Genomic DNA, 19357 nt, shown 5'->3' on the forward strand with positions numbered 1-19357 from the left:
TGCCGGCGCCATCCGACCTCGTCGCTGCGCTCCTCGGACCGGCTCCCGCCGGCCCGCGGGCTGGCTACTAACCCCCGTAGTGGGTGGCTGCCGGCGGAGGACTATTCTGCCCGTTGGACCGCCAGATCAAGAGTCAGCACACATTCGGAGGCCCTGCGTGACCACCGTCGCACCGAAGCCGATCGTGACGCGGCCGTGGCCGGTCCGCGAGCCGGTCAAGGGTTCCGCGATCGCCCGCATCCTCCGCACCACGGACGCGAAGCAGATCGGGATCATGTACATGATCACGTCCTTCGTGTTCTTCATGATCGGTGGCCTGATGGCGCTGCTCATGCGCGCCGAGCTGGCCCGGCCGGGCATGCAGTTCCTCTCGCCCGAGCAGTACAACCAGCTGTTCACCATGCACGGCACGATCATGCTGCTGTTCTTCGCGACGCCGATCGTGTTCGCGTTCGCCAACTTCGTCGTGCCGATCCAGATCGGCGCGCCGGACGTGTCGTTCCCCGGCTGAACTCCTTCGCCTACTGGCTCTACGCGTTCGGCGGCACGCTCGCCCTGGCCGGTTTCATCACGCCGGGTGGCGCCGCCGACTTCGGCTGGTTCGCGTACGCGCCGCTCAACGACGCGGTCAACTCGCCCGGCGTGGGCGCCAACATGTGGATCGTCGGCCTGGCCATCTCCGGTCTGGGCACGATCCTCGGCGGCGTCAACATGATCACGACGATCCTCACGCTGCGCGCGCCCGGCATGACGATGTTCCGGATGCCGATCTTCACGTGGTCGATCCTGATCACGGCCCTGCTCGCGATCCTCGTCTTCCCGCTGCTGGCCGCCGCGCTCTTCGCGCTCGCCGCCGACCGCATCCTCGGCGCGCACGTGTTCGACCCGGCCACCGGCGGTCCGATGCTGTGGCAGCACCTCTTCTGGTTCTTCGGGCACCCCGAGGTGTACATCGTCGCGCTGCCGTTCTTCGGCATCATCAGCGAGGTCGTGCCGGTCTTCAGCCGCAAGCCGCTCTTCGGCTACAAGGGCATGGTCGGCGCGATGATCGCCATCGCCGCGCTGTCGATGAGCGTGTGGGCGCACCACATGTTCGCGACCGGCCAGGTGCTGCTGCCGTTCTTCAGCTTCCTGAGCTTCCTGATCGCGGTGCCCACCGGCATGAAGTTCTTCAACTGGATCGGCACCATGTGGCGTGGCCAGTTGACGTTCGAGTCGCCGATGCTGTTCGCGATCGGCTTCCTGGTGACGTTCCTCTTCGGCGGCCTGTCCGGCGTGCTGCTGGCCAGCCCGCCGGTCGACTTCCACGTCTCCGACTCGTACTTCGTGGTGGCCCACTTCCACTACGTGCTCTTCGGCACGATCGTGTTCGCGGTGTACGCCGGCATCTACTTCTGGTTCCCGAAGATGACCGGCCGGATGCTCGACGAGCGGCTCGGCAAGATCCACTTCTGGCTGACGTTCCTCGGCTTCCACACCACGTTCCTGGTGCAGCACTGGCTCGGCAACGAGGGCTTCCCCCGCCGGTACGCCGACTACCTCCCGGACGACGGCTTCACGACGCTCAACACGATCTCCACGATCGGCTCGTTCGTGCTCGGCGCGTCCACGCTGCCGTTCCTCTACAACGTGTGGAAGTCGTACAAGGCCGGCCAGGTGGTCGAGGTCGACGACCCGTGGGGCCACGGCAACTCGCTGGAGTGGGCCACATCGTCGCCGCCCCCGCTGCGCAACTTCGACCGCATGCCGCGCATCCGCTCGGAGCGCCCGGCGTTCGACGCGAAGTTTCCCGAGCTGGCCGCCGGCTCGCACCACCTGGCCGCGCCGCCCGAGGGCGGCGCAAAGCCGCTGACCAGCGAGTCCCGCGGTGGCGCCTCGTACCAGGAAGACACCTCGGACGAGATCGACCGCTAAGCGTCGCCGGCCTGGGTGACCAGCGGCGGAGGCCGCCGGTCGCCCGGTTCAGGGTGTCAGCGTGACGCCGGCCGCCTTCATCTCGCGGAGCGCGGCCTCGGTCGTGGCCGGGGCGACGCCGGCGGTCAGGTCGACAAGCACTGTCGTCTGAAAGCCCTCGCGCGCCGAGTCCAGCGCGGTCGCCCTTACGCAGTGGTCGGTCGCGATGCCGACCACGTCGACCTGCGTCACGTCGCGGGCGCGGAGCCAGTCGGCCAGGCCGGTGCCTTCGTCGTCGTGGCCTTCGAAGCCCGAGTACGCCGCCGCGTGCTCGCCCTTGCGGAACACCGCCTCGATGCGGCTTGTCGCCAGGGCGGGGTGGAACTCGACGCCGCCCGTGCCGACCACGCAGTGGCGCGGCCAGCTGTCGACGTAGTCGGGCGGGCTGCCGAAGTGGGCGCCGGGGTCGACGTGGTAGTCCTTCGTCGCCACGACGTGGTCCCACGGGCCGTTTGTCAGCGCGCCGGAGATGCCGGCCGCGACGGCGGCGCCGCCGGTGACGGCCAGCGAGCCGCCTTCGCAGAAGTCGTTCTGTACATCCACGATGATGAGCGCGCGGCTCATGCGAAACACCCCTTCAGGACGCGGGAATGACGGACACCGGAATCGCGGGGTCACCCGCGGAGAGCTTGAGCCCTTCCCACGGGATCGAGATCAGGCACTGGCGCAGGTGGGCCCGGGACTCGGCGAGCGTGGGGAGGTCGGCCGGCTCGCCGGCGACGAGGTACGGCCGCTGGAGGAGGCGGTCACCGAGCTGGCGCTCGGCCGCTCCCTGGGATACCACGATCTCCTCGGTGGCGGTGCCGGTCGGCTTGTGGCGGCGGACGGCGGTCTTGCGGCCACCGACCGTGGCCTTGTTTTCGGAGCGCTTGACCACCGGACGCCCGTCGACCTCGACGAGCTTGTACACGAGGCCCGCGGTGGGAGCCCCGGAGCCGACGACGACCGCGGTGCCCGCGCCGTACATGTCGACGGGCTCGGCGGCGAGCGCGGCGATCGCGTACTCGTCGAGGTCGCCGGAGACGATGATCTTCGTCTCGGTCGCGCCCAGCGAGTTGAGCAGGTCGCGGGACTGCTGGGCGAGCACGGAGAGGTCACCGGAGTCGAGGCGGATGGCGCGCAGCTCCGGCCCGGCGACCGCGATCGCGTTGCGGATGCCCTGGCTGATGTCGTACGTGTCGACGAGCAGCGTCGTGTCCTTGCCCAGCGCCGCCACCTGGGACGCGAAGGCGGCCGGCTCGTCGTCGTGCAGCAGCGTGAACGCGTGTGCCGCCGTGCCCGCGGTCGGTATGCCGTACCGGAAGCCCGCCTCGAGGTTGGACGTGTACTCGAAGCCGGCCAGGTAGGCGGCGCGCGCGGCGGCCACGGCCGCCTCCTCGTGCGTGCGGCGGGAGCCCATCTCGATGACCGTGCGGCCCCGGGCGGCGGTGACCATGCGGGCGGCCGCCGCGGCGATCGCGCTGTCGTGGTTGAGCACCGAGAGGATCAGCGTCTCCAGCAGCACACACTCGGCGAACGTGCCGGTCACGGTCAGGATCGGAGAGCCGGGGAAGTAGAGCTCGCCCTCCCCGTACCCCTCGATGTCACCCGTGAAGCGGTAGGTGGACAGCCAGGCGGCGGTCTCGTCGTCGACCACCCCGCGGCTCCGCAGGTGATCCACCTCGGCCTCGGTGAACCGGAACTCGCGCACCAGGTCGACAAGCCGCCCTGTGCCGGCGACCACGCCGTAACGGCGGCCGGACGGGAGGCGGCGGGCGAAGACCTCGAAGACGCAGCGGCGGTCGGCCGTGCCGTCTTTGAGTGCGGCGCTGAGCATTGTCAGCTCGTAGTGGTCGGTAAGCAGGGCGGTCACGCCCACCACCCTATGTTTCCGGCAGCGCTCGTAGGGCGTGAGCCAGCTCGCTCCGGTTGGTGACGCCAAGTTTCCCGTACACCCGCTGGAGATGGTTTTCGATCGTGCGGGTGGAGAGGAAGAGCTGGTCGGCGATCTGCTTGCTGGCGACGCCGGCCGCCGCCAGGCGGGCGATCTGGTGCTCGCGCTCGGTGAGCGCCGGCCGGGCCGCTCGCAGCGCGGGCGTGCGGAGAGCGTCGCAGCAGGCGAGCAGGTCACCGAGGCGGGCGCTCGCCTCGGAACGCTCGGCGCCGGTGGCGGCCCGGAGCCGGACCACCGCCATCGCGGCGGCCTCGGCGGCGAAGAGCAGCAGGCCCAGCTCGGCGAAGGCGTCGGCGACGGTCAGCAGCTCGGCACCGTCGCCGGCGGCCGCCGCGTGCCGGGCCATCAGCGCGGCGACCGGGCCGTCGACGGCACAGGCCAGCTCGGCGAGGCGGTCGGCGACGGTCTGCGCCTGGCTCGCGCCCGAGGGCCACTCGATGGCCAGCGTCGCGCAGCCGAGCCGGACGAGGTCGTGCAGGACCAGCACCTCGTGTGCCGCGAACCCGTCCTGGCGCAGCCGCTCGACCAGCGTGACAAGCGCCCGGATCGCCTGCTCGACGTCGCCGCCGCAGGCGAACACCCAGGCGCGTGCCTGCTCCCGCCAGGGATACAGCACGGCCATGCCGGGCCGCTGGGTCTGGTCGGAGTCGGCCATCGCCGCCTTCGCCTCGTCGGCGTCGCCGAGCAGGGCGGCGGCGTACGCCCGCTCGGCATGGGCCAGGCCGGCGAAGACCCGGCTGCCGGCCAGCACCGCGCAGGCCTGGAGGCTGCCGCGCAGGGCCTCGGCGCTGCGGCCGCGGAGGCGGGCCGACTGGGCGCGGACCACGGAAAGGTAGCCCGAGCCGAGCCGGAAGTCGCCCGCGTCGGCCAGGTCGGCAAACTCGTCGGCGACGACCGCGTCGATGCCGGCGAGGTCGCCGGCGATGGCGAGGCGGGTGCCGCGGGCCAGCTCCAGGGCGAGCTGCAGGTACGGCATCTCGGCCCGCCACAGCGGCGCGTCGGCCTGCACCTGGTCGGTCAGGCGGGCGCTGGCGGCGAGCTGGCCGCGGACGGCATCGGCGTGCGCGAGGACGCACTGCGCGAGCGCGCGGGCGGAGGCAGGTGCGCCCGGACTGTCCACGATCGACTGTGAAAGGCGGCACGCCTCGGCGGTCTCCAGGCGGTGCATCCGCATGATCGCCTCGAACGAGTGCACCCGGGCCCGGAAGCCTGGGTCGCTCACCGTCGCCGCGTCCCGGGCGATGTCGTCCACAGCGGACTCCCGGCCGAGCCCCCAGTACGACACGAGGCCGCGCACCACGAGCCAACGGCTGCGCCGCTGGTCCGAGTCGATCTCGTCGCGCACCGAGTCGAGGACCGGGAGCGCCTCCTCGGACCGGTCCATGAACATCAGGACCGCGGCGAGCAGGTCGGCCGCGTCGAAGCCGCCGCCGATGTCCAGCGCCGCCCGCGCGAGGCGGGCGCCGAGATGCATGTTGTACCGGCTGAACGCCTGTGCGCCGGCCTCCAGCAGCGGGACCGGGTCGGTGGCGGTGCCCGAGTCGAGCCGCCACTCCGCCACCCGCAGCAGGTCGTCGCGGCGGCGAATGCCGGCTCCCTCGACGAGCGTGGCGAGGCGGGCCTTGAGCCGCATGGCCCTGGTCACCGGGCAGCGCTGGCGCACCACCTCCCCGTACAGCGGGTGGGCCAGCCGCACGTGGTGGCGGCGGTCGCTGGCGGCGACCCGGATCAGGCCGCGCTCCTCGGCGATCTCCACCGGCTCCTCGCCGGATGCCTCGATCAGCAGCGACAGCCCGATCGGCTCGCCGAAGGCGACCAGCTCGATCACCGCGCGCACGTCGTCGCTGAGGTCGCCGATGCGGGCGTCGATCAGGTCGGTGAGGCGGGGCGCCAGGTCGAACTCGCCGGTCCAGCGCCACACCCCGTACGGCCGGGTGAGCTCGTCGCTCGTCGAGGCGGCGATCACCAGCTCGCGCAGCAGCAGCGGGTTGCCCGCGGAGAGGCGCCAGAGGCGGTCGGCCGACGTGGTGTCGACCGGTCCGCCGAGCATCTCGACAAGCAGCGCGCGGGTGTCGCCCGCGGAGAGCGGGGCCAGCTCGTCGTGGTCGACAAGGTCGTCGGTCCACAGTGCACGCACCGGCAGCGGCACCTGCTCGCCGGTGCGGAGGGTGCCCAGCACCGTCGCGTGTGCGTCGCGGGCGACAAGGTAGACCAGCGCGGCGGACGACGGGTCGAGCAGGTGGGCGTCGTCGATCGCGAGCACGATCTGTCGGCCCGCGGCCTGGCGGTGCAGCGCGTCAACGGCCCACCGCAGCAGGCCGGCCGGCGACATCCCGGCCGGCTGGTCGCCGGGAAGCACCTGGGCCAGCCCGCCGAAGGGCAGCCCGGCCACCGCGATGCTCGCGGTCGCCGTCCAGACCGCGTATCGCTCCGGGGGAAGGACGCTGACCGCCTCGCGCAGCAGCCGGGTCTTGCCAATGCCGGCGGTGCCGCTGAGGATTAGGCCGTGGCGTTCGCCACTCGTGGCCGAAGCGACGATGCGGCGCAGCTCATCGGCCCGGCCGACGAAGTGCCACGGGCCCACTCGCGGAAGCATATAGAGCCGCCTCACGACACGCGGACCGCCGGATGTGCCAACTTGAGTAGCGGACCGGTCAGCGCTGAGTAGCGGCCGGGCTGCCGCACGCCCTCTCGGACCAATACCGTTCCGATGCGCGGATGACGCGTTCGTCGTGGGAGGCGTTTGATGACGGCAGCAGTGGGCGCGGTGGACTCGGTGGGGGCCGAGCCGGGCGCCGGGGGTCGGCGCGGGATCCGGCTCCGTGTCGACCCGGTGGACCCGGTGCCGGACGAGCCGACGGCGGTAGTGGTGGCCGGCAGCGGCCGGCACGCCCTCCTCGACGCGCTGCTGGGCGCGTCCGGACCCGCGCCGGACGTTCCGGAGAGCGCATATCTGGTGATCCATCCGGGGCTGCGGGTGGCCGCCTGGGCCTATGTGCCCGGTGCTCGCCTTCCCCAGCCGTTCGACCTGGCGGGCCCGAGGTCGGGCGGCTTCGTCCGGCCACCGCGGCGGGTGGAGCTGGCGCTGGCCGACCCGTTGCTGCGGCACTTCACGCTGATCCGGGCGCCCGACATGTCCACACTGGACGTGGCCGGCAGCCGGATTCTGCTGGACGTCGTGCGCCGCGCCGGTGCCCTTGTCCACGCCGGCGACGGCGGGCAGGACCTGGTCACGCGCGTCGCCGAGTCCGGTGCGGCGGTGTTCCAGGCGGCACCGCGCGGAGGTGACGGAGGCAGAGTGTTCGACGTCGGTCCCGACATGGCCGATGTCGCGCAGCTGCGCCGGGCGCTGGTCGAGTGGGCGGGCGCGGAGGCGCTGGCGCGAGCCAGCGTCAACCCGCCGATGCTCCCGGGCGCGTTCGGGACCGTCCGGGTCGCCGCCGGCGCGCACGAGTCCGGGTGGGCCGAGCGGCTCGACCGTGCCTGCGTGTCGGCCGCGCACACCGTGCGGCAGCGCCTCGCGATCGAGCTGGCAAACGTGCACCTGCGCGGGGTCCAGGAGATCGTCTTCGGGGTCGGCGCGGCCGGCCTGCCCGACGCGCTCGACCGCGAGATGCACGCGGTGTCGCTGCGGGCCGTCGCCGAGTGCGACGCCGCCGTCGACCGCATCCTCGACGACGCACTCACCCAGGTCCTCGGCGAGATTCCACCCGAGGGGGTACGCCGGCGTGTGGCGCTCGCCGTCCGCCGGGAGATCGCCGGCGAGGGCGACGCGTCCGACCCGGCCCGCGTCCTGCTGGTCACGAGCACGGCCGGCGTCGCCACGATCACGGGCGCGGGAGCCGTCACGGCGCTCGGTGCGTACCGCGACGAGCCCGACCGCGCGGTCCTGCCGCCGCTCGGTGTCGGCCTCTCCGGCGCCTGCTACCAGTACTGGGCCGCGCCCGACCGGGCCGACCAGGCGCACACCCGCTCGTGGCTGCAGCAGGCGGTGCGTGGTGTGGAGCTGGAGCTGCTGTCGGAGGTGACGCGGCGGTTCGAGACGGTGCGGCGGTCGCTGGGCGGCCTGCTCGCCGACGCGGTCGACCACGGAATCCTGCTGGCCTGAGGCGGCATCCGTCCGACTTGGGACGACTAAACTTGCTCATTCAGCGCAAAGCAGGACGTTGGCGTTCCTCGCTTCCGCGATCGCGGTGGCACGATGGGGGGCATGGCGGCTCCACAGGTTGCGCCGGTCGAGACTCCGGACATTGACGAGGTGCCGGTCGCGGACCGGGCATGGGTGACGATCGTGTGGGACGATCCGGTCAACCTGATGTCGTATGTCACCTGGGTCTTCCAGAAGCTGTTCGGCTACAGCAAGGACAAGGCCGAAAAGCTCATGCTCGACGTGCACCACAAGGGCAAGGCGGTCGTGTCGAGCGGCGCGCGGGAGCGGATGGAGCACGACGCCTCGCAGCTCCATGCGTACGGTTTGTGGGCCACGGTCGACCAAGCCTGAAGGGCTGTTGCGCGGACCCGCCAAGCGAGGACCGGCGCTGAACGAGGGGTAATTCGTGAGCATGTTCCGCCGGCACGGAGAGCACTGCGTGGCGACGTTCGCCCCGGACGAGGTGCGCGTGCTGCGCAAGGTGGCCTCGGAGGTCGTGGGGCTGCTCAGCGAGGGCTTCGACCACGAGGACCCGGTGGTCGAGCGGCTCTTCCCGGACATCTACCCGGAGGATCCGCACAACTCGGCCGAGTTCCGGCGGTACACCGAGGGCGACCTGAAGACCAGCAAGATCGACCAGGCCGGCGCGATCCTGGCCGTCCTCCCCTCCGACGGGGGCGGCGAGGTGCGGCTCGACTGGGACACCGCCGAGGCCTGGCTGCGGGCTCTCAACGACGCCCGGCTCGCGATGGGCGTGCGCCTGGAGATCAAAGCCGAGACAGACCTGGGCGAAGAGCTGGACGAGGCCGTCCTGCGCGACCCGACCTCGTCCCGCGTCTTCCAGCTCTCGGTGTACGCATACCTCGGCTACCTGCAGGAATCCCTGCTCAACGCCCTCACCGACTAGTCACACGCGCCGCGCTTCGCTTGAGAGGCAACTCGCGGCCGGACCCGCCTCCCGGCGGCGGCGTCAGCCGAGCAGGGCCAGCTCGCCGGCGGTCAGCCGCAGGTCGACGGCGGCCGCCGAGTCCTGGATGCTCGCCGGGCGGGAGGCCCCCGGGATCGGGACGACGACCGGCGACTTCGCCAGCATCCAGGCAAGGCACACCCGCTGCGGGCTGACCCCGTGCGCGGCCGCCACCTCGGCGAACGGGGCGAAGCGGCTGCCCAGCTCGCCGGCCTGGGTGATGCCACCCAGCGGGGACCAGGGCAGGAACGCGATGCCGAGCTCGTCGCAGAGGTCCAGCTCCGGCTCCGAGCTGCGGAAGGCGGGCGAGAACTGGTTCTGCACCGAGACGAGCCGGCCGCCGAGGATCTCCTGGGAGAGGCGGATCTGATCGGGGTTCGCGTTCGAGATGCCGGCCATCTGGATCTTGCCGGCGTCGAGCAGGTCGCGGATCGCGCCGACCGACTCCTCGTAGGGGGTCTCCGGGTCGGGGCGGTGGAACTGGTACAGCCCGATCGCGTCCACACCCAGCCGCTTGAGCGACGCCTCGCACGCCTCCCGGAGGTACTCCGGCCGCCCGTCGAGCGTCCAGCTGCCGTCGCCGGGGCGCAGGTGGCCGCCCTTCGTGGCGACCAGCACGTGCGACGTGTCCCCGCCGTAGCTGGCCAGCGCGCGGGCGATCACCGTCTCGTTGTGGCCGACGTCGTGCGCGTACAGGTGGTAGGCGTCCGCGGTGTCGATCAGGTTCACGCCGGCGTCGAGGGCGGCGTGGATCGTGCGGACGGAACGCTCCTCGTCGGGGCGCCCCTCGATGGACATCGGCATGCCGCCGAGCCCGATCGCGCTGACCTCGACGTCTCCGATACGGCGAAACTCCATGACACCCACCCTGGACCGGCTGCCGCGCGCGATCCAACAGAAGAAACTGCTGAGATTAAGCGCATAGACTGCTTAATCGTGGAGCTGCGGCATCTGGAGTACTTCGTCGCGGTCGCGGAGGAGCAGCATTTCACCCGGGCGGCCGAGCGTATGCGCGTGGCCCAGTCGGGGCTCTCGGCGTCGATCCGGTCGCTGGAGCGGGAGCTGGGCGCGCCGCTGTTCGTCCGGTCGACCCGGCGCGTGGAGCTCACCGAGGCCGGCCGGGCGCTGCTGGCCGAGGCGCGGCGCACGCTCGCCAGCGCCGACGCGGCCCGGCAGGCGGTGGCCGCGGTCAAGGGACTGCTGCGCGGCACGATCGCAGTCGGGGCGGAGCAGTGCCTGGGCGTGGTCGACGTGGCACGCCTGCTCGCCGACTTCCGCGACCGGCACCCCAACGTCGAGATCATGCTGCGCCAGGGCGCCTCGGCCGACCTCTGCGCCGACCTGCGGTCCGGCCGGCTCGACATGGGGTTCGTCGCCACCGACGGCAAGCCGCCGGAGCAGCTGGACCTGATCCCGCTCGCCGCCGAGCCGATGATGGTGGTTTGCCACCCCGCGCACCGTTTCGCGGACAGCGCGGCGGTCGACTGGGACGAGCTGGAAAAGGAGATCTTCGTCGACTTCCACCGCGGGTTCGGCGCCCGGGAGGTGACCGAGGAGGAGTGCGCCGCCCGGCGGCTCTCTCGGCGCGTGGCGGTCGAGGTCAACGACGTGCACAGCCTGCTCGACTTCGTCGGCGCGGGGCTGGGAGTGGCCGTCGTGCCGCGCCCGATCGCCCGCAAGCGGCCGGCCCAGGTGCGTGCCGTGCCGCTGACCGCCGCTTCCGCGTACACCTGGCGGGTCTGGGTGGCACTGCCCGCCGGCCGCCCGGCCAGCCCGCCCGCGGCGGAGCTGTTGCGCCAAGCACAGCTCGGCGATTGAGGGTCCCGACGCAAGGTATTCTGTGGGACGTGCTGACCATCGATCGGGCGATCGTCGACGCGATCTTCGCCCACGCCCGCCGGGACCACCCGGACGAGGCGTGCGGCGTCGTCGCCGGCCCGGTGGGCAGCGACAAGCCGGTCCGGCACATCCCGATGCAAAACGCGGCCCGTTCGATGACCTTCTACGAGTTCGACTCGATGGAGTACCTGAAGGTGTGGCGGGAGATGGACGACCGTGACGAGGAAGCGGTGGTGATCTACCACTCGCACACCGCCACGGAGGCATACCCGTCCCGCAGCGACGCGTCGATCGCCGGCTGGCCCGAGGCGCACTATTTATTGGTCTCCACGCGCGACCCGGCGGTGGAGGAGATCCGGTCGTTCCGCATCGTGGACGGGGCCGTAACCGAGGAGCCGGTCCGCATCGTTGATGCGACCGTGGATCCGCATGCCGTCCAGACGTACATGTTCGGGCAGAGCCCGGCGACGGTCGACTACGAGTGTTCCGGCCGCTGAGCACCCGCGCCGTTCACCGTTGTCGATCTTTCTCCGAGGAGTTTCCGTCATGGCCATCGAGGTTCGCATCCCCACCATCCTGCGCAGCTACACCGGCGGCGCGAAGGTCGTCGAGGGCAGTGGAGACACGCTCACCGAGCTGCTTTCCGACCTTGACTCGCGCCACTCCGGCCTGCGCGGCCGGCTCGTCACCGAAGAGGGTGGCCTGCACCGCTTCGTAAATGTGTATGTCAACGACGAGGACGTCCGTTTCCTCGGCGCGCTGGACACCAAGCTGTCCGACGGCGACACCGTGACCATCCTGCCGGCGGTCGCCGGTGGCGCGTTCGGCTTCGCGGCGGCGGCCGCGATGCTCGGCAACCCCCTCTAGGCGGCGCGCTGTGGCGCGGTACGACAGCCTGCTGGACGCGTGTGGGGGCACCCCGCTGGTCGGCCTGCCCCGGCTGTCGCCGGTGGTGCCCGACGGGGCGCCACCGGTGCGCCTGTGGGCCAAGCTCGAAGATCGAAACCCGACCGGCTCGGTCAAGGACCGCGCGGCGCTCTTCATGGTGCGCGCGGCCGAGGAGGCCGGCCGCCTCCGCCCGGGCGACACGATCCTCGAGCCCACGAGCGGCAACACCGGCATATCGCTGGCGATGGTGGCCAAGCTCCGGGGATACCGGATTGTCTGCGTGATGCCGGAAAACGTCTCCACCGAGCGGATCCAGCTGCTCCGGATGTACGGCGCTGAGATCATCTTCTCGCCGGCGGCGGGCGGCTCCAACCAGGCGGTGGCCACGGCCAAGCAGATCTCGGCCGAGCATCCCGACTGGGTGATGCTCTTCCAGTACGGCAACGAGGCCAACGCCCGCGCCCACTACGAGACCACCGGTCCCGAGCTGCTGCGCGACCTGCCGTCGATCACGCACTTCGTCGCGGGGCTGGGCACCACCGGCACACTGATGGGCACCGGTCGGTACCTGCGGGAGAAGGTCGAGAGCATCGACATCGTCGCCGCCGAGCCGCGGTACGGCGAGCTTGTCTACGGCCTGCGCAACATCGACGAGGGCTACGTCCCGGAGCTGTACGACGCTACGGTGCTCACCCGCCGCTTCTCGGTGGGCACCCGCGACGCCGTGCTCCGCACCCGCCAGCTCGTCGAGGTCGAGGGGCTGTTCGTGGGCTTCTCCACGGGCGCGGTGCTGCACGCCGCGCTCGCGATGGCCCACGAGGCGGTCAAGGCGGGCCGCCGCGCCGACGTGGCTTTCGTCGTCGCCGACGCGGGCTGGAAATACCTGTCCACGGGCGCCTACGGCGGCACGCTCGCCGACGCCGAAGACGCCCTCGAAGGTCAGCTCTGGGCTTGAGGCCGGCACCCGTTCCGGTGCCGGCCGGCCCGGCCGAACCTGGGCATCGTGCCGATCAGATCGCGCGTACCGTAAGCACGATCGAGGCGATCAGAGGGATCGTGGCGAGAGCCAGCATGATCCAGGGGAGGCGACGGCGCTGGATGGACATGAACGCGCCCACCGTCAGCCCGATGCCGGCCAGACCCACGGCGATGAACGACGGCTCGTACCAGCTGGCTGGATCGCCCCGCCACATGGCGAGCACCGCCCGCGTCGCCACCAGCAGGCCGATCAGGCCGAGGCCGCTCGCCCAGGCGCACATCGCGATGAGCTTGCTGGTCGGCGGTGCGGGGTCGTCGGAGCCGGGGAGGCGGAAGGCCCGAGACGTGGCGGCCGGGGGCGAGACGGGCTCCGGCCGGGCTTCGCGCTGGATGCGCAGGCCGAGGCCCTCGACGAAGGAACGTTCCGAATTCGACTCGTCGGCCTGGGTCGACACGTGGCTACCGTCCTGTCGCGGGGTAGGGATGCGGGCTCACCCAGTGCAACGGGCCCGTATCACTCCGCGTAACGGTGACGGTCCACAACCACAGGAATCTCATGATCCCCACGCGCAATGTCACCTTGGCGACATGTTGTATCAGTTCTTTCTGTCGCGCCCTGGTCACGGCGTAGGCTGCCCAGCGTGAACGACTCGACGGTAAGGATCTTCGGGCCAACCGCCGAGGGCCTCTCGATAGCCCAGCGTGAAGTCGGGACCGCAGGATGCGACTGACGGTGCTCGGCTGCGCCGGCAGTTTTCCGGGCCCCGAGTCCGCCTGCTCGGCTTACCTCGTCGAGGAGGACGACTTCCGGTTGCTGATCGACTTTGGTTCGGGCTCGCTCACCGCCCTCCAGCGGTACGCCGGACTGCACGCGGTCGACGCGATCCTCCTGACCCACCTGCACTGCGACCACATGCTCGACGCGTGTACCTACGTCGTGGTGCGGCGGTACGACCCGGCCGGCCCGCTGCCGCCCATCCCCGTGTACGCGCCGGCAGGTGCGCCCGACCGCATCGCCGCCGCGTACAGCCAGGAGGAGGGCCCGGTCGACGACGTGTACACGTTCTACGGCCTGCAGCCGGGCACGTTTCCGATCGGGCCGTTCACGGTCACGGTCGACCGCGTCAACCACCCCGTCGAGACGTACGGCGTGCGGCTGGAGTCCAAGGGGCGGGTCCTCGCGTACTCGTCGGACACGGCACCGTGCGAGCCGCTCGTGCGGCTCGCGCTCGGCGCCGACCTGTTCCTCTGCGAAGCGAGCTACCTCGATGGCATGGACAACCCGCCGGATCTGCACCTGACCGGTGGCGAGGCCGGTGAAGCGGCCACCAAAGCCGGGGTTGGCCAGCTGTTGCTGACGCATCTTGTACCCGCGTGGGGCAGCGAGGCGGACACGTTCGAGGCCGCCTCGGCCGCCTTCAGCGGCCCGGTAGAGATCGTCAGACCTGGATCTCGGTACGACATCTGAAGTTTGCACCACTGTTCGCCGATGCGTCAGTTGGGTGTCGCCTCCCGCACCGGCGCAAACCCCACGGTGAGCGCATGCGTATCGCGATCATCGCGGAGTCGTTCCCCCCGGACGTCAACGGCGTCGCGCACTCCGTCGTCCGCATCGCTGAGCACCTGGTCAGGCGCGGTCACGCACCCCTGGTCATAGCTCCGGCCCCGTCATCGTCGACCCGAGGCCTCACCGGCATGCACCCGTTTCCGGTGATCCGGGTACCGAGCATGCCGCTGCCGCGGTACCGCAGCCTGCGGCTCGGCCTGCCCGGCCCCAAGCTCACCGAGGCGCTGGTTTCGCACGCCCCGGACATGGTCCACCTCGCCTGCCCGTTCCTGCTCGGCGCGCGTGGCGTCGCCCTCGCCCAGCAGCGGCGGATGCCCTGCCTCGCCGTGTACCAGACCGATGTGGCCGCCTACGCGCGCACGTACGTCGGCTGGGGCGAGGCCGCGGTGTGGAAGTGGATGCGTACGGTCCACAACGGCGCCGACCGCACGCTCGCCCCCTCCACCCGCTCGGCCGCCGACCTTGTCGCACACGGGATCCAGCGGGTGTGGCTGTGGAAGCGGGGCGTCGACACCGTGCGGTTCGACCCGGCCAAGCGCAACGAGCTGGTACGCAAGGCGCTGGCCCCGAACGGAGAGGTGCTCGTCGGGTACGTCGGGCGCCTCGCCCCCGAGAAGCGGGTGGACCTGCTGGCCAAGACCTGTGACCTGCCCGGCGTGCGCGTGGTGGTCGTCGGCGACGGCCCGGCCCGCCGCGACCTGGAAAGGGCGCTGCCGAAGGCCCTTTTCCTCGGCGCCCGGCAGGGTGGCCAGCTCGCCCGGCTCTTCGCGAGCTTCGACATCTTCGCGCACACGGGACCGCACGAGACGTTCGGCCAGACGATCCAGGAGGCGTTCGCCAGCGGGCTGCCCGTGGTCGCCCCGTCCTCGGGCGGGCCGGTCGACCTGGTGACGCCCGGGGAGAACGGCACGCTCGTGCCGCCCGAGGACGGCGACGCCCTCGCGGGCGCTGTCGCCGAGCTCGCGACGGATGCCGAGCTGCGCCGCCAGTACGGCATCAACGCCCGCGCGGGCGTCGAGGGCCGCACCTGGAGCGCGGTCGGGGACGAGCTGATCGCCCACTACGAGTCGATCCTGGCCAGCCCCGGAGTCACCCGCCACGTCCGAGTCGCGGCATGAGGATCGTCAGGCTGGCGAACTTTGTCATGCCCCGCTCCGGTGGCCTCCGTACCGCCCTCCGCTGCCTCGGTGAGGGCTACCTCGCGGCGGGACACGAGCCGATCATGATCGTGCCGGGGCCCGAGATGTCCGACGAGATGACGCCGCACGGCCGGGTGATCACGCTGCCGGGTCCGGAGGTGCCGGGCAGCGGCGGGTACCGCCTGCTGATCACCGGGCGGCGGCGGCTCTCCAAGCTGCTCGACCGCCTGGAGCCCGACCACATCGAGGTATCCGACCGCTCGACGCTGCGCTGGACCGGGCGGTGGGCCCGCGACCGGGGCGTGCCGTCGATGATGGTGTCGCACGAGAGCCTCGCCGGCCTGCTGACCGTGTGGGGCGTGCCGGAGTCGATCCGCGTGGGCTTCGCCGACCTGGCGAACAAGCGCACCGCGCGGGCGTACGACAAGATCGTCTGTACGACCGCGTGGGCCGCCGCCGAGTTTCGCCGGCTGGGCGTGGAAAACCTCGTCGAGGTGCCGCTCGGCGTCGACCTGGAGACGTTCCACCCGACCCGGCGCGACCACGAGGTGCGCGCCCGGTACGCGGCCGACGGCGAGGTGCTGCTCGTGCACTGCAGCCGCCTCTCCGGCGAGAAGCACCCGGAGATCGCCGTGGACACGGTGGCCGCGTTGCGCGCCGCGGGCGTACCGGCGGTGCTCGTGGTGGTCGGCGACGGGCCGCGGCGCGAGGCGCTGGAGCAGCGCGCGGCCGGGCTGCCGGTGCGCTTCCTCGGCTTCGTCGCCGACCGCAACGACGTGGCGAACCTGCTCGCCTGCGCCGATGTGGTGGTGGCGCCGGGCCCGGTGGAGACGTTCGGCCTCGCGGCGCTGGAGTCGCTCGCCTGCGGCAGCCCGGTCGTCGTCAACGCCGCCAGCGCGCTCCCCGAGGTGGTCGGTGCCGCCGGGATCGCCGCACCCGGTACCGGCGCCGCGTTCGGCGAGGCGGTCATCCAGCTGCTGGATCGCCCGGAGAGCCAGCGGCGGGCGGCGGCGCGGGCGCGGGCCGAGCAGTTTTCGTGGCCCGCCGCGGTGGAAGGCTTCCTTCGCGCACACGGCGCCGAGGTCCGCGAGCTGGCAAGGTCCGAGGCGAGGAGCGGGGCGGCGGGTCCGGGGAGCGCGCTGTGTTGACCTTCGTCGCACTCGGCGACTCGACGACCGCGGGCTTCGGCGACCCGATGCCCGACGGCAGCTGGCGCGGCTGGGCGGCGCTGCTGGCCGACGGCCTTGCACCGCCCGGGCAGGTGGCCTTCCACAACCTCGCGGTCAGCGGCGCGCTCGCCGCCGACGTGGCCCGTGACCAGCTGCCGGCGGCGCTGGACCACAAGCCGGACGTCGCGGCGGTGCTGGTGGGCGTCAACGACACGCTCCGGCGGGGTTTCGACGTGTCCGCGATCGGCAACACGATGGACCATACGATCGGCGCGCTCCACCGGGCCGGCGCGCTCGTGCTCAGCGCCTGCTTCCCCGACCCGGGTCAGCTCTTCGGGCTACCCGCGCCGCTGGCCCGCCCGCTGTCGCGCCGGATAGCCGCGGTCAACGCGGTCACGCACGCGGTCGCGGCCCGAGTGCCCGGCGTGCACCTTGACCTCAACCTGCTTCCGCAGGCGTACGACGCTCGCATGTGGAGCGTCGACCGGCTGCATCCGGGCGAGCGCGGGCACCGGCTGCTGGCGGGCTCGTTCTTCGACCTGCTCGCCCACCGGGGCGGCCCCGCGCACCGGCGCCCCGACCCCGAGCCGGGCAACCCGCTGCCGTCCCGCGCCGCCAGCGTGTGGTGGATGGCGACGCAGGGCAGCGCCTGGCTGTACCGCCGCTCGCGCGACCTGGTCCCCTCGCTGGCCCGCATGGCCATCGCCGAGTGGTGGTACGACCTGCGTGGCATCGCCAGCCACATGGACGAGGCGATCCAGAGCGAGATCAGCACGGCGCTGGCGATGTTTTCCGACGGCGCGACCACCGGCAAGCCTGGCTGACCGCTCCCCCGCCGAGGCATGGGGCGGACGGCAGAGCGGTCGGAGTGGCACATAAGGTGTGCGCATGGGACGACCGGACGGGCGCGCGCCCGACGAACTGCGGCCGGTGAAGCTGACCCGCCAGTGGAGCATCCATCCCGAGGGCTCGGTGCTGGTGGAGTTCGGTGCGACGCGGGTGCTCTGCACCGCGAGCGTGACCGAAGGGGTGCCGCGCTGGCGCAAGGGTTCCGGCCTCGGCTGGGTCACCTCGGAGTACTCGATGCTGCCCCGCGCGACCACCACCCGCTCCGACCGGGAGAGCATCAAGGGGCGGGTCGGCGGGCGCACCCATGAGATCTCTCGCCTGATCGGTCGCAGCCTGCGCGCCTGCATCGACCTCAAGGCCCTGGGGGAAAACTCCATCGTGCTCGACTGCGACGTGCTCCAGGCCGACGGCGGCACGCGCACGGCGGCGATCACCGGGGCGTACGTGGCGCTCCACGACGCGGTGAGCTGGATGGCCAAGCGCGGGCTGCTCGCCGGCAAGCCGGCCGACGCGGTACACCGGTCGGTCGCCGCGGTGAGCGTCGGCGTGATCGACGGCCAGCCCCGCCTCGACCTCTGCTACGAGGAAGACGTCGCGGCCGAAGTGGACATGAACATCGTCTGCACCGGCGCGGGTGACTTCGTCGAGGTGCAGGGGACCGGCGAGTCCGGTGTGTTCGACCGGGCCCAGCTGGACGCACTGCTCGACCTCGGCGTCGCCGGGTGCGGCCAGCTCGCCGACCTCCAGAAGGCCGCGCTTTCGTGACCGAGCCGCTGTCCAACCGGGAGGCCGCCCACTCATGACCAAGCTGCTGCTGGCCACACGCAACGCGAAGAAGCTGCAGGAGCTGCAGCGGATCCTGGACAAGGCGCTCGGTCCACACGCGATCGAGCTGGTCGGCCTGGCCGACGTCCCGGAATACCCGGAGGCGCCCGAGACCGGCCTCACCTTCGGTGAGAACGCGTTGCTCAAGGCGCGCGAAGGCGTCAAGTACACCGGCCTGCCCACGGTCGCCGACGACTCGGGCCTCGCGGTCGACGCGCTCTCCGGCATGCCTGGTGTCTTCAGCGCCCGCTGGTCCGGCCGGCACGGTGACGACAAGGCCAACCTCGACCTCGTGCTGGCCCAGATCGGCGACGTGCCCGACGAGCACCGTGGCGCGGCGTTCGTCTGCGCGGCCGCGCTCGTGCTGCCCGGCGGCAAGGAGCACCTCGTCGAGGGGCGCCAGGCCGGCCGGCTGATCCGCACCCCGCGCGGCGACGGTGGCTTCGGCTACGACCCGATCTTCCTGGCCGACGGGCAGGACCGGACCAACGCCGAGCTGACCGCCGAGGAAAAGGACGCGATCAGCCACCGGGGTAAGGCGTTCCGCGCACTGGCAAAGGTCGTCGCGAAGACGCTCCCCGTCTCCCCCCGATAACCACCGAGGACGGCGGCACCGGCGGCGAAAGGTCCACCGCTGGTGGTTGAAGGCGAGGTTGGTGCCGCCGGCCACGATCCGGCGACGGTGAGGTTGAGGCCGATCGCCTGCAGCGCGAGCACCGCGGTAAGCGTCAGCACGTAGTCGCCGAGCCCCTGCGGCAGGAAGCGGGCCAGCTGCGGCCCGACGGCGCGGCCGTGCGCCCGGAAGGCGATGCGCCGGTTGAGCGCGAAGTTCAGCGCTTAGGTCACCCAGAACGCGACCATGACCGCGACGGCTTTGGGCAGCGGCGTCAGCCGGTGCAGGAGTGTCGGCAGCGCCAAGCCGAAGGTGAAGCCCACGGCCGCGAGGAGCAGAAACCTCGGCAGCGAATCACGTGACACAGCGGCGACGCCTCCGCGCCAGGGAAAATCCAAGAGAGGCCACCCCAGCCGCTGAAAGCTAGAGACCTTCGCGGTCAGGGTGAGCCCTTCTGGAAAGTTCAATCCGAAGGAGATGTGAGCTG

19 protein-coding genes and 1 pseudogene are annotated in these 19357 nt (G+C 71.7%); 14 read left to right on the top strand and 6 right to left on the bottom strand.

All coding sequences use genetic code 11. The features are described 5' to 3' along the window. The first annotated feature begins 157 nt into the window (after window positions 1–157). Window positions 158–1914 (top strand): annotated as a pseudogene (ctaD, locus tag Phou_RS43010) (aa3-type cytochrome oxidase subunit I). 48 nt (window positions 1915–1962) lie between these two features. Here ctaD and Phou_RS43015 read toward each other — a convergent pair. From Phou_RS43015 to Phou_RS43025, 3 genes are read right to left on the bottom strand one after another with little or no spacing between them, the layout of a single operon-like run. Further along, window positions 1963–2517, bottom strand: a complete 555-nt coding sequence (locus Phou_RS43015) for an isochorismatase family protein (protein ID WP_173069517.1) — start codon at window positions 2515–2517, stop codon at window positions 1963–1965. A 13-nt stretch (window positions 2518–2530) separates the two neighbouring features. Further along, on the bottom strand, window positions 2531–3805 hold the full coding sequence (locus Phou_RS43020; RefSeq protein WP_281365179.1) for a nicotinate phosphoribosyltransferase: 1275 nt from the start codon (window positions 3803–3805) through the stop codon (window positions 2531–2533). Between the two features lie 10 nt (window positions 3806–3815). Continuing rightward, window positions 3816–6470 carry a helix-turn-helix transcriptional regulator gene (locus tag Phou_RS43025; protein ID WP_178135014.1) on the bottom strand — a complete coding sequence of 885 codons (2655 nt, stop codon included), beginning with the start codon at window positions 6468–6470 and terminating at the stop codon, window positions 3816–3818. Between the two features lie 162 nt (window positions 6471–6632). On the opposite strand from Phou_RS43025, the gene Phou_RS43030 reads away from it, so the two are divergent. From Phou_RS43030 to Phou_RS43040, 3 genes are all read left to right on the top strand, one after another. Further along, entirely contained in the window at window positions 6633–7994 is a 1362-nt protein-coding gene (locus Phou_RS43030; protein ID WP_173069521.1) for a hypothetical protein, read from the top strand. Window positions 7995–8096: 102 nt separating this feature from the next. Next, on the top strand, window positions 8097–8387 hold the full coding sequence (gene clpS, locus Phou_RS43035; RefSeq protein WP_173039686.1) for an ATP-dependent Clp protease adapter ClpS: 291 nt from the start codon (window positions 8097–8099) through the stop codon (window positions 8385–8387). A gap of 61 nt (window positions 8388–8448) precedes the next feature. After that, window positions 8449–8943, top strand: a complete 495-nt coding sequence (locus Phou_RS43040; RefSeq protein ID WP_173071376.1) for a DUF2017 domain-containing protein — start codon at window positions 8449–8451, stop codon at window positions 8941–8943. Between the two features lie 63 nt (window positions 8944–9006). Here the strand turns inward: Phou_RS43040 and Phou_RS43045 are convergent, their stop codons facing one another. Continuing rightward, the gene (locus Phou_RS43045) at window positions 9007–9861 is read right to left on the bottom strand and encodes an aldo/keto reductase (RefSeq protein ID WP_173069523.1); all 855 of its coding nucleotides are present in this window, start codon (window positions 9859–9861) and stop codon (window positions 9007–9009) included. A 78-nt stretch (window positions 9862–9939) separates the two neighbouring features. Between Phou_RS43045 and Phou_RS43050 the strand changes: the two genes are divergently transcribed. Genes Phou_RS43050 through Phou_RS43065 form a run of 4 tightly spaced genes read left to right on the top strand, consistent with a single transcriptional unit; the run spans window position 9940 to window position 12685 of the window. Then, window positions 9940–10821 (top strand): LysR family transcriptional regulator, encoded by an 882-nt coding sequence (locus tag Phou_RS43050; protein WP_173069524.1) that lies wholly within the window; start codon window positions 9940–9942, stop codon window positions 10819–10821. A gap of 29 nt (window positions 10822–10850) precedes the next feature. Further along, complete coding sequence (locus Phou_RS43055) at window positions 10851–11339, top strand: M67 family metallopeptidase (protein WP_173069526.1); 489 nt, start codon at window positions 10851–10853, stop codon at window positions 11337–11339. 49 nt (window positions 11340–11388) lie between these two features. Next, on the top strand, window positions 11389–11709 hold the full coding sequence (locus Phou_RS43060; RefSeq protein WP_173069528.1) for a MoaD family protein: 321 nt from the start codon (window positions 11389–11391) through the stop codon (window positions 11707–11709). 10 nt (window positions 11710–11719) lie between these two features. After that, a complete protein-coding gene (locus Phou_RS43065; RefSeq protein WP_173069530.1) occupies window positions 11720–12685 on the top strand; it encodes a PLP-dependent cysteine synthase family protein in 966 nt (321 codons plus the stop codon). Window positions 12686–12740: 55 nt separating this feature from the next. Here Phou_RS43065 and Phou_RS43070 read toward each other — a convergent pair whose 3' ends face one another. Beyond that, window positions 12741–13163 (bottom strand): hypothetical protein, encoded by a 423-nt coding sequence (locus Phou_RS43070; protein WP_173069532.1) that lies wholly within the window; start codon window positions 13161–13163, stop codon window positions 12741–12743. Window positions 13164–13429: 266 nt separating this feature from the next. Between Phou_RS43070 and Phou_RS43075 the strand changes: the two genes are divergently transcribed. The 6 genes from Phou_RS43075 (at window position 13430) to rdgB (ending at window position 18852) form a co-directional block, all read left to right on the top strand. Further along, a complete protein-coding gene (locus Phou_RS43075) occupies window positions 13430–14176 on the top strand; it encodes an MBL fold metallo-hydrolase (protein WP_173069534.1) in 747 nt (248 codons plus the stop codon). A 74-nt stretch (window positions 14177–14250) separates the two neighbouring features. Continuing rightward, window positions 14251–15393, top strand: a complete 1143-nt coding sequence (locus tag Phou_RS43080) for a glycosyltransferase family 4 protein (RefSeq protein ID WP_173069536.1) — start codon at window positions 14251–14253, stop codon at window positions 15391–15393. Continuing rightward, window positions 15390–16562 carry a glycosyltransferase gene (locus Phou_RS43085; protein WP_173069538.1) on the top strand — a complete coding sequence of 391 codons (1173 nt, stop codon included), beginning with the start codon at window positions 15390–15392 and terminating at the stop codon, window positions 16560–16562. The genes Phou_RS43080 and Phou_RS43085 overlap by 4 nt, the downstream gene beginning before the upstream one ends. Continuing rightward, window positions 16556–17407, top strand: coding sequence for an SGNH/GDSL hydrolase family protein (locus Phou_RS43090; protein WP_173069540.1), 852 nt, complete (start codon window positions 16556–16558; stop codon window positions 17405–17407). The genes Phou_RS43085 and Phou_RS43090 overlap by 7 nt, the downstream gene beginning before the upstream one ends. Window positions 17408–17471: 64 nt before the next feature. Beyond that, window positions 17472–18197: a ribonuclease PH gene (rph, locus tag Phou_RS43095; RefSeq protein WP_173069542.1), complete on the top strand. Its 726-nt coding sequence runs from the start codon at window positions 17472–17474 to the stop codon at window positions 18195–18197. A 34-nt stretch (window positions 18198–18231) separates the two neighbouring features. Continuing rightward, window positions 18232–18852 carry an RdgB/HAM1 family non-canonical purine NTP pyrophosphatase gene (gene rdgB / locus Phou_RS43100; RefSeq protein ID WP_173069544.1) on the top strand — a complete coding sequence of 207 codons (621 nt, stop codon included), beginning with the start codon at window positions 18232–18234 and terminating at the stop codon, window positions 18850–18852. A gap of 242 nt (window positions 18853–19094) precedes the next feature. Here the strand turns inward: rdgB and Phou_RS43105 are convergent, their stop codons facing one another. Beyond that, window positions 19095–19235: a hypothetical protein gene (locus tag Phou_RS43105; protein WP_173069546.1), complete on the bottom strand. Its 141-nt coding sequence runs from the start codon at window positions 19233–19235 to the stop codon at window positions 19095–19097. Window positions 19236–19357: the final 122 nt, after the last annotated feature.

Origin of the sequence: Phytohabitans houttuyneae, from assembly GCF_011764425.1 — a bacterium.
GTDB classification, from domain to species: Bacteria; Actinomycetota; Actinomycetes; order Mycobacteriales; family Micromonosporaceae; genus Phytohabitans; species Phytohabitans houttuyneae.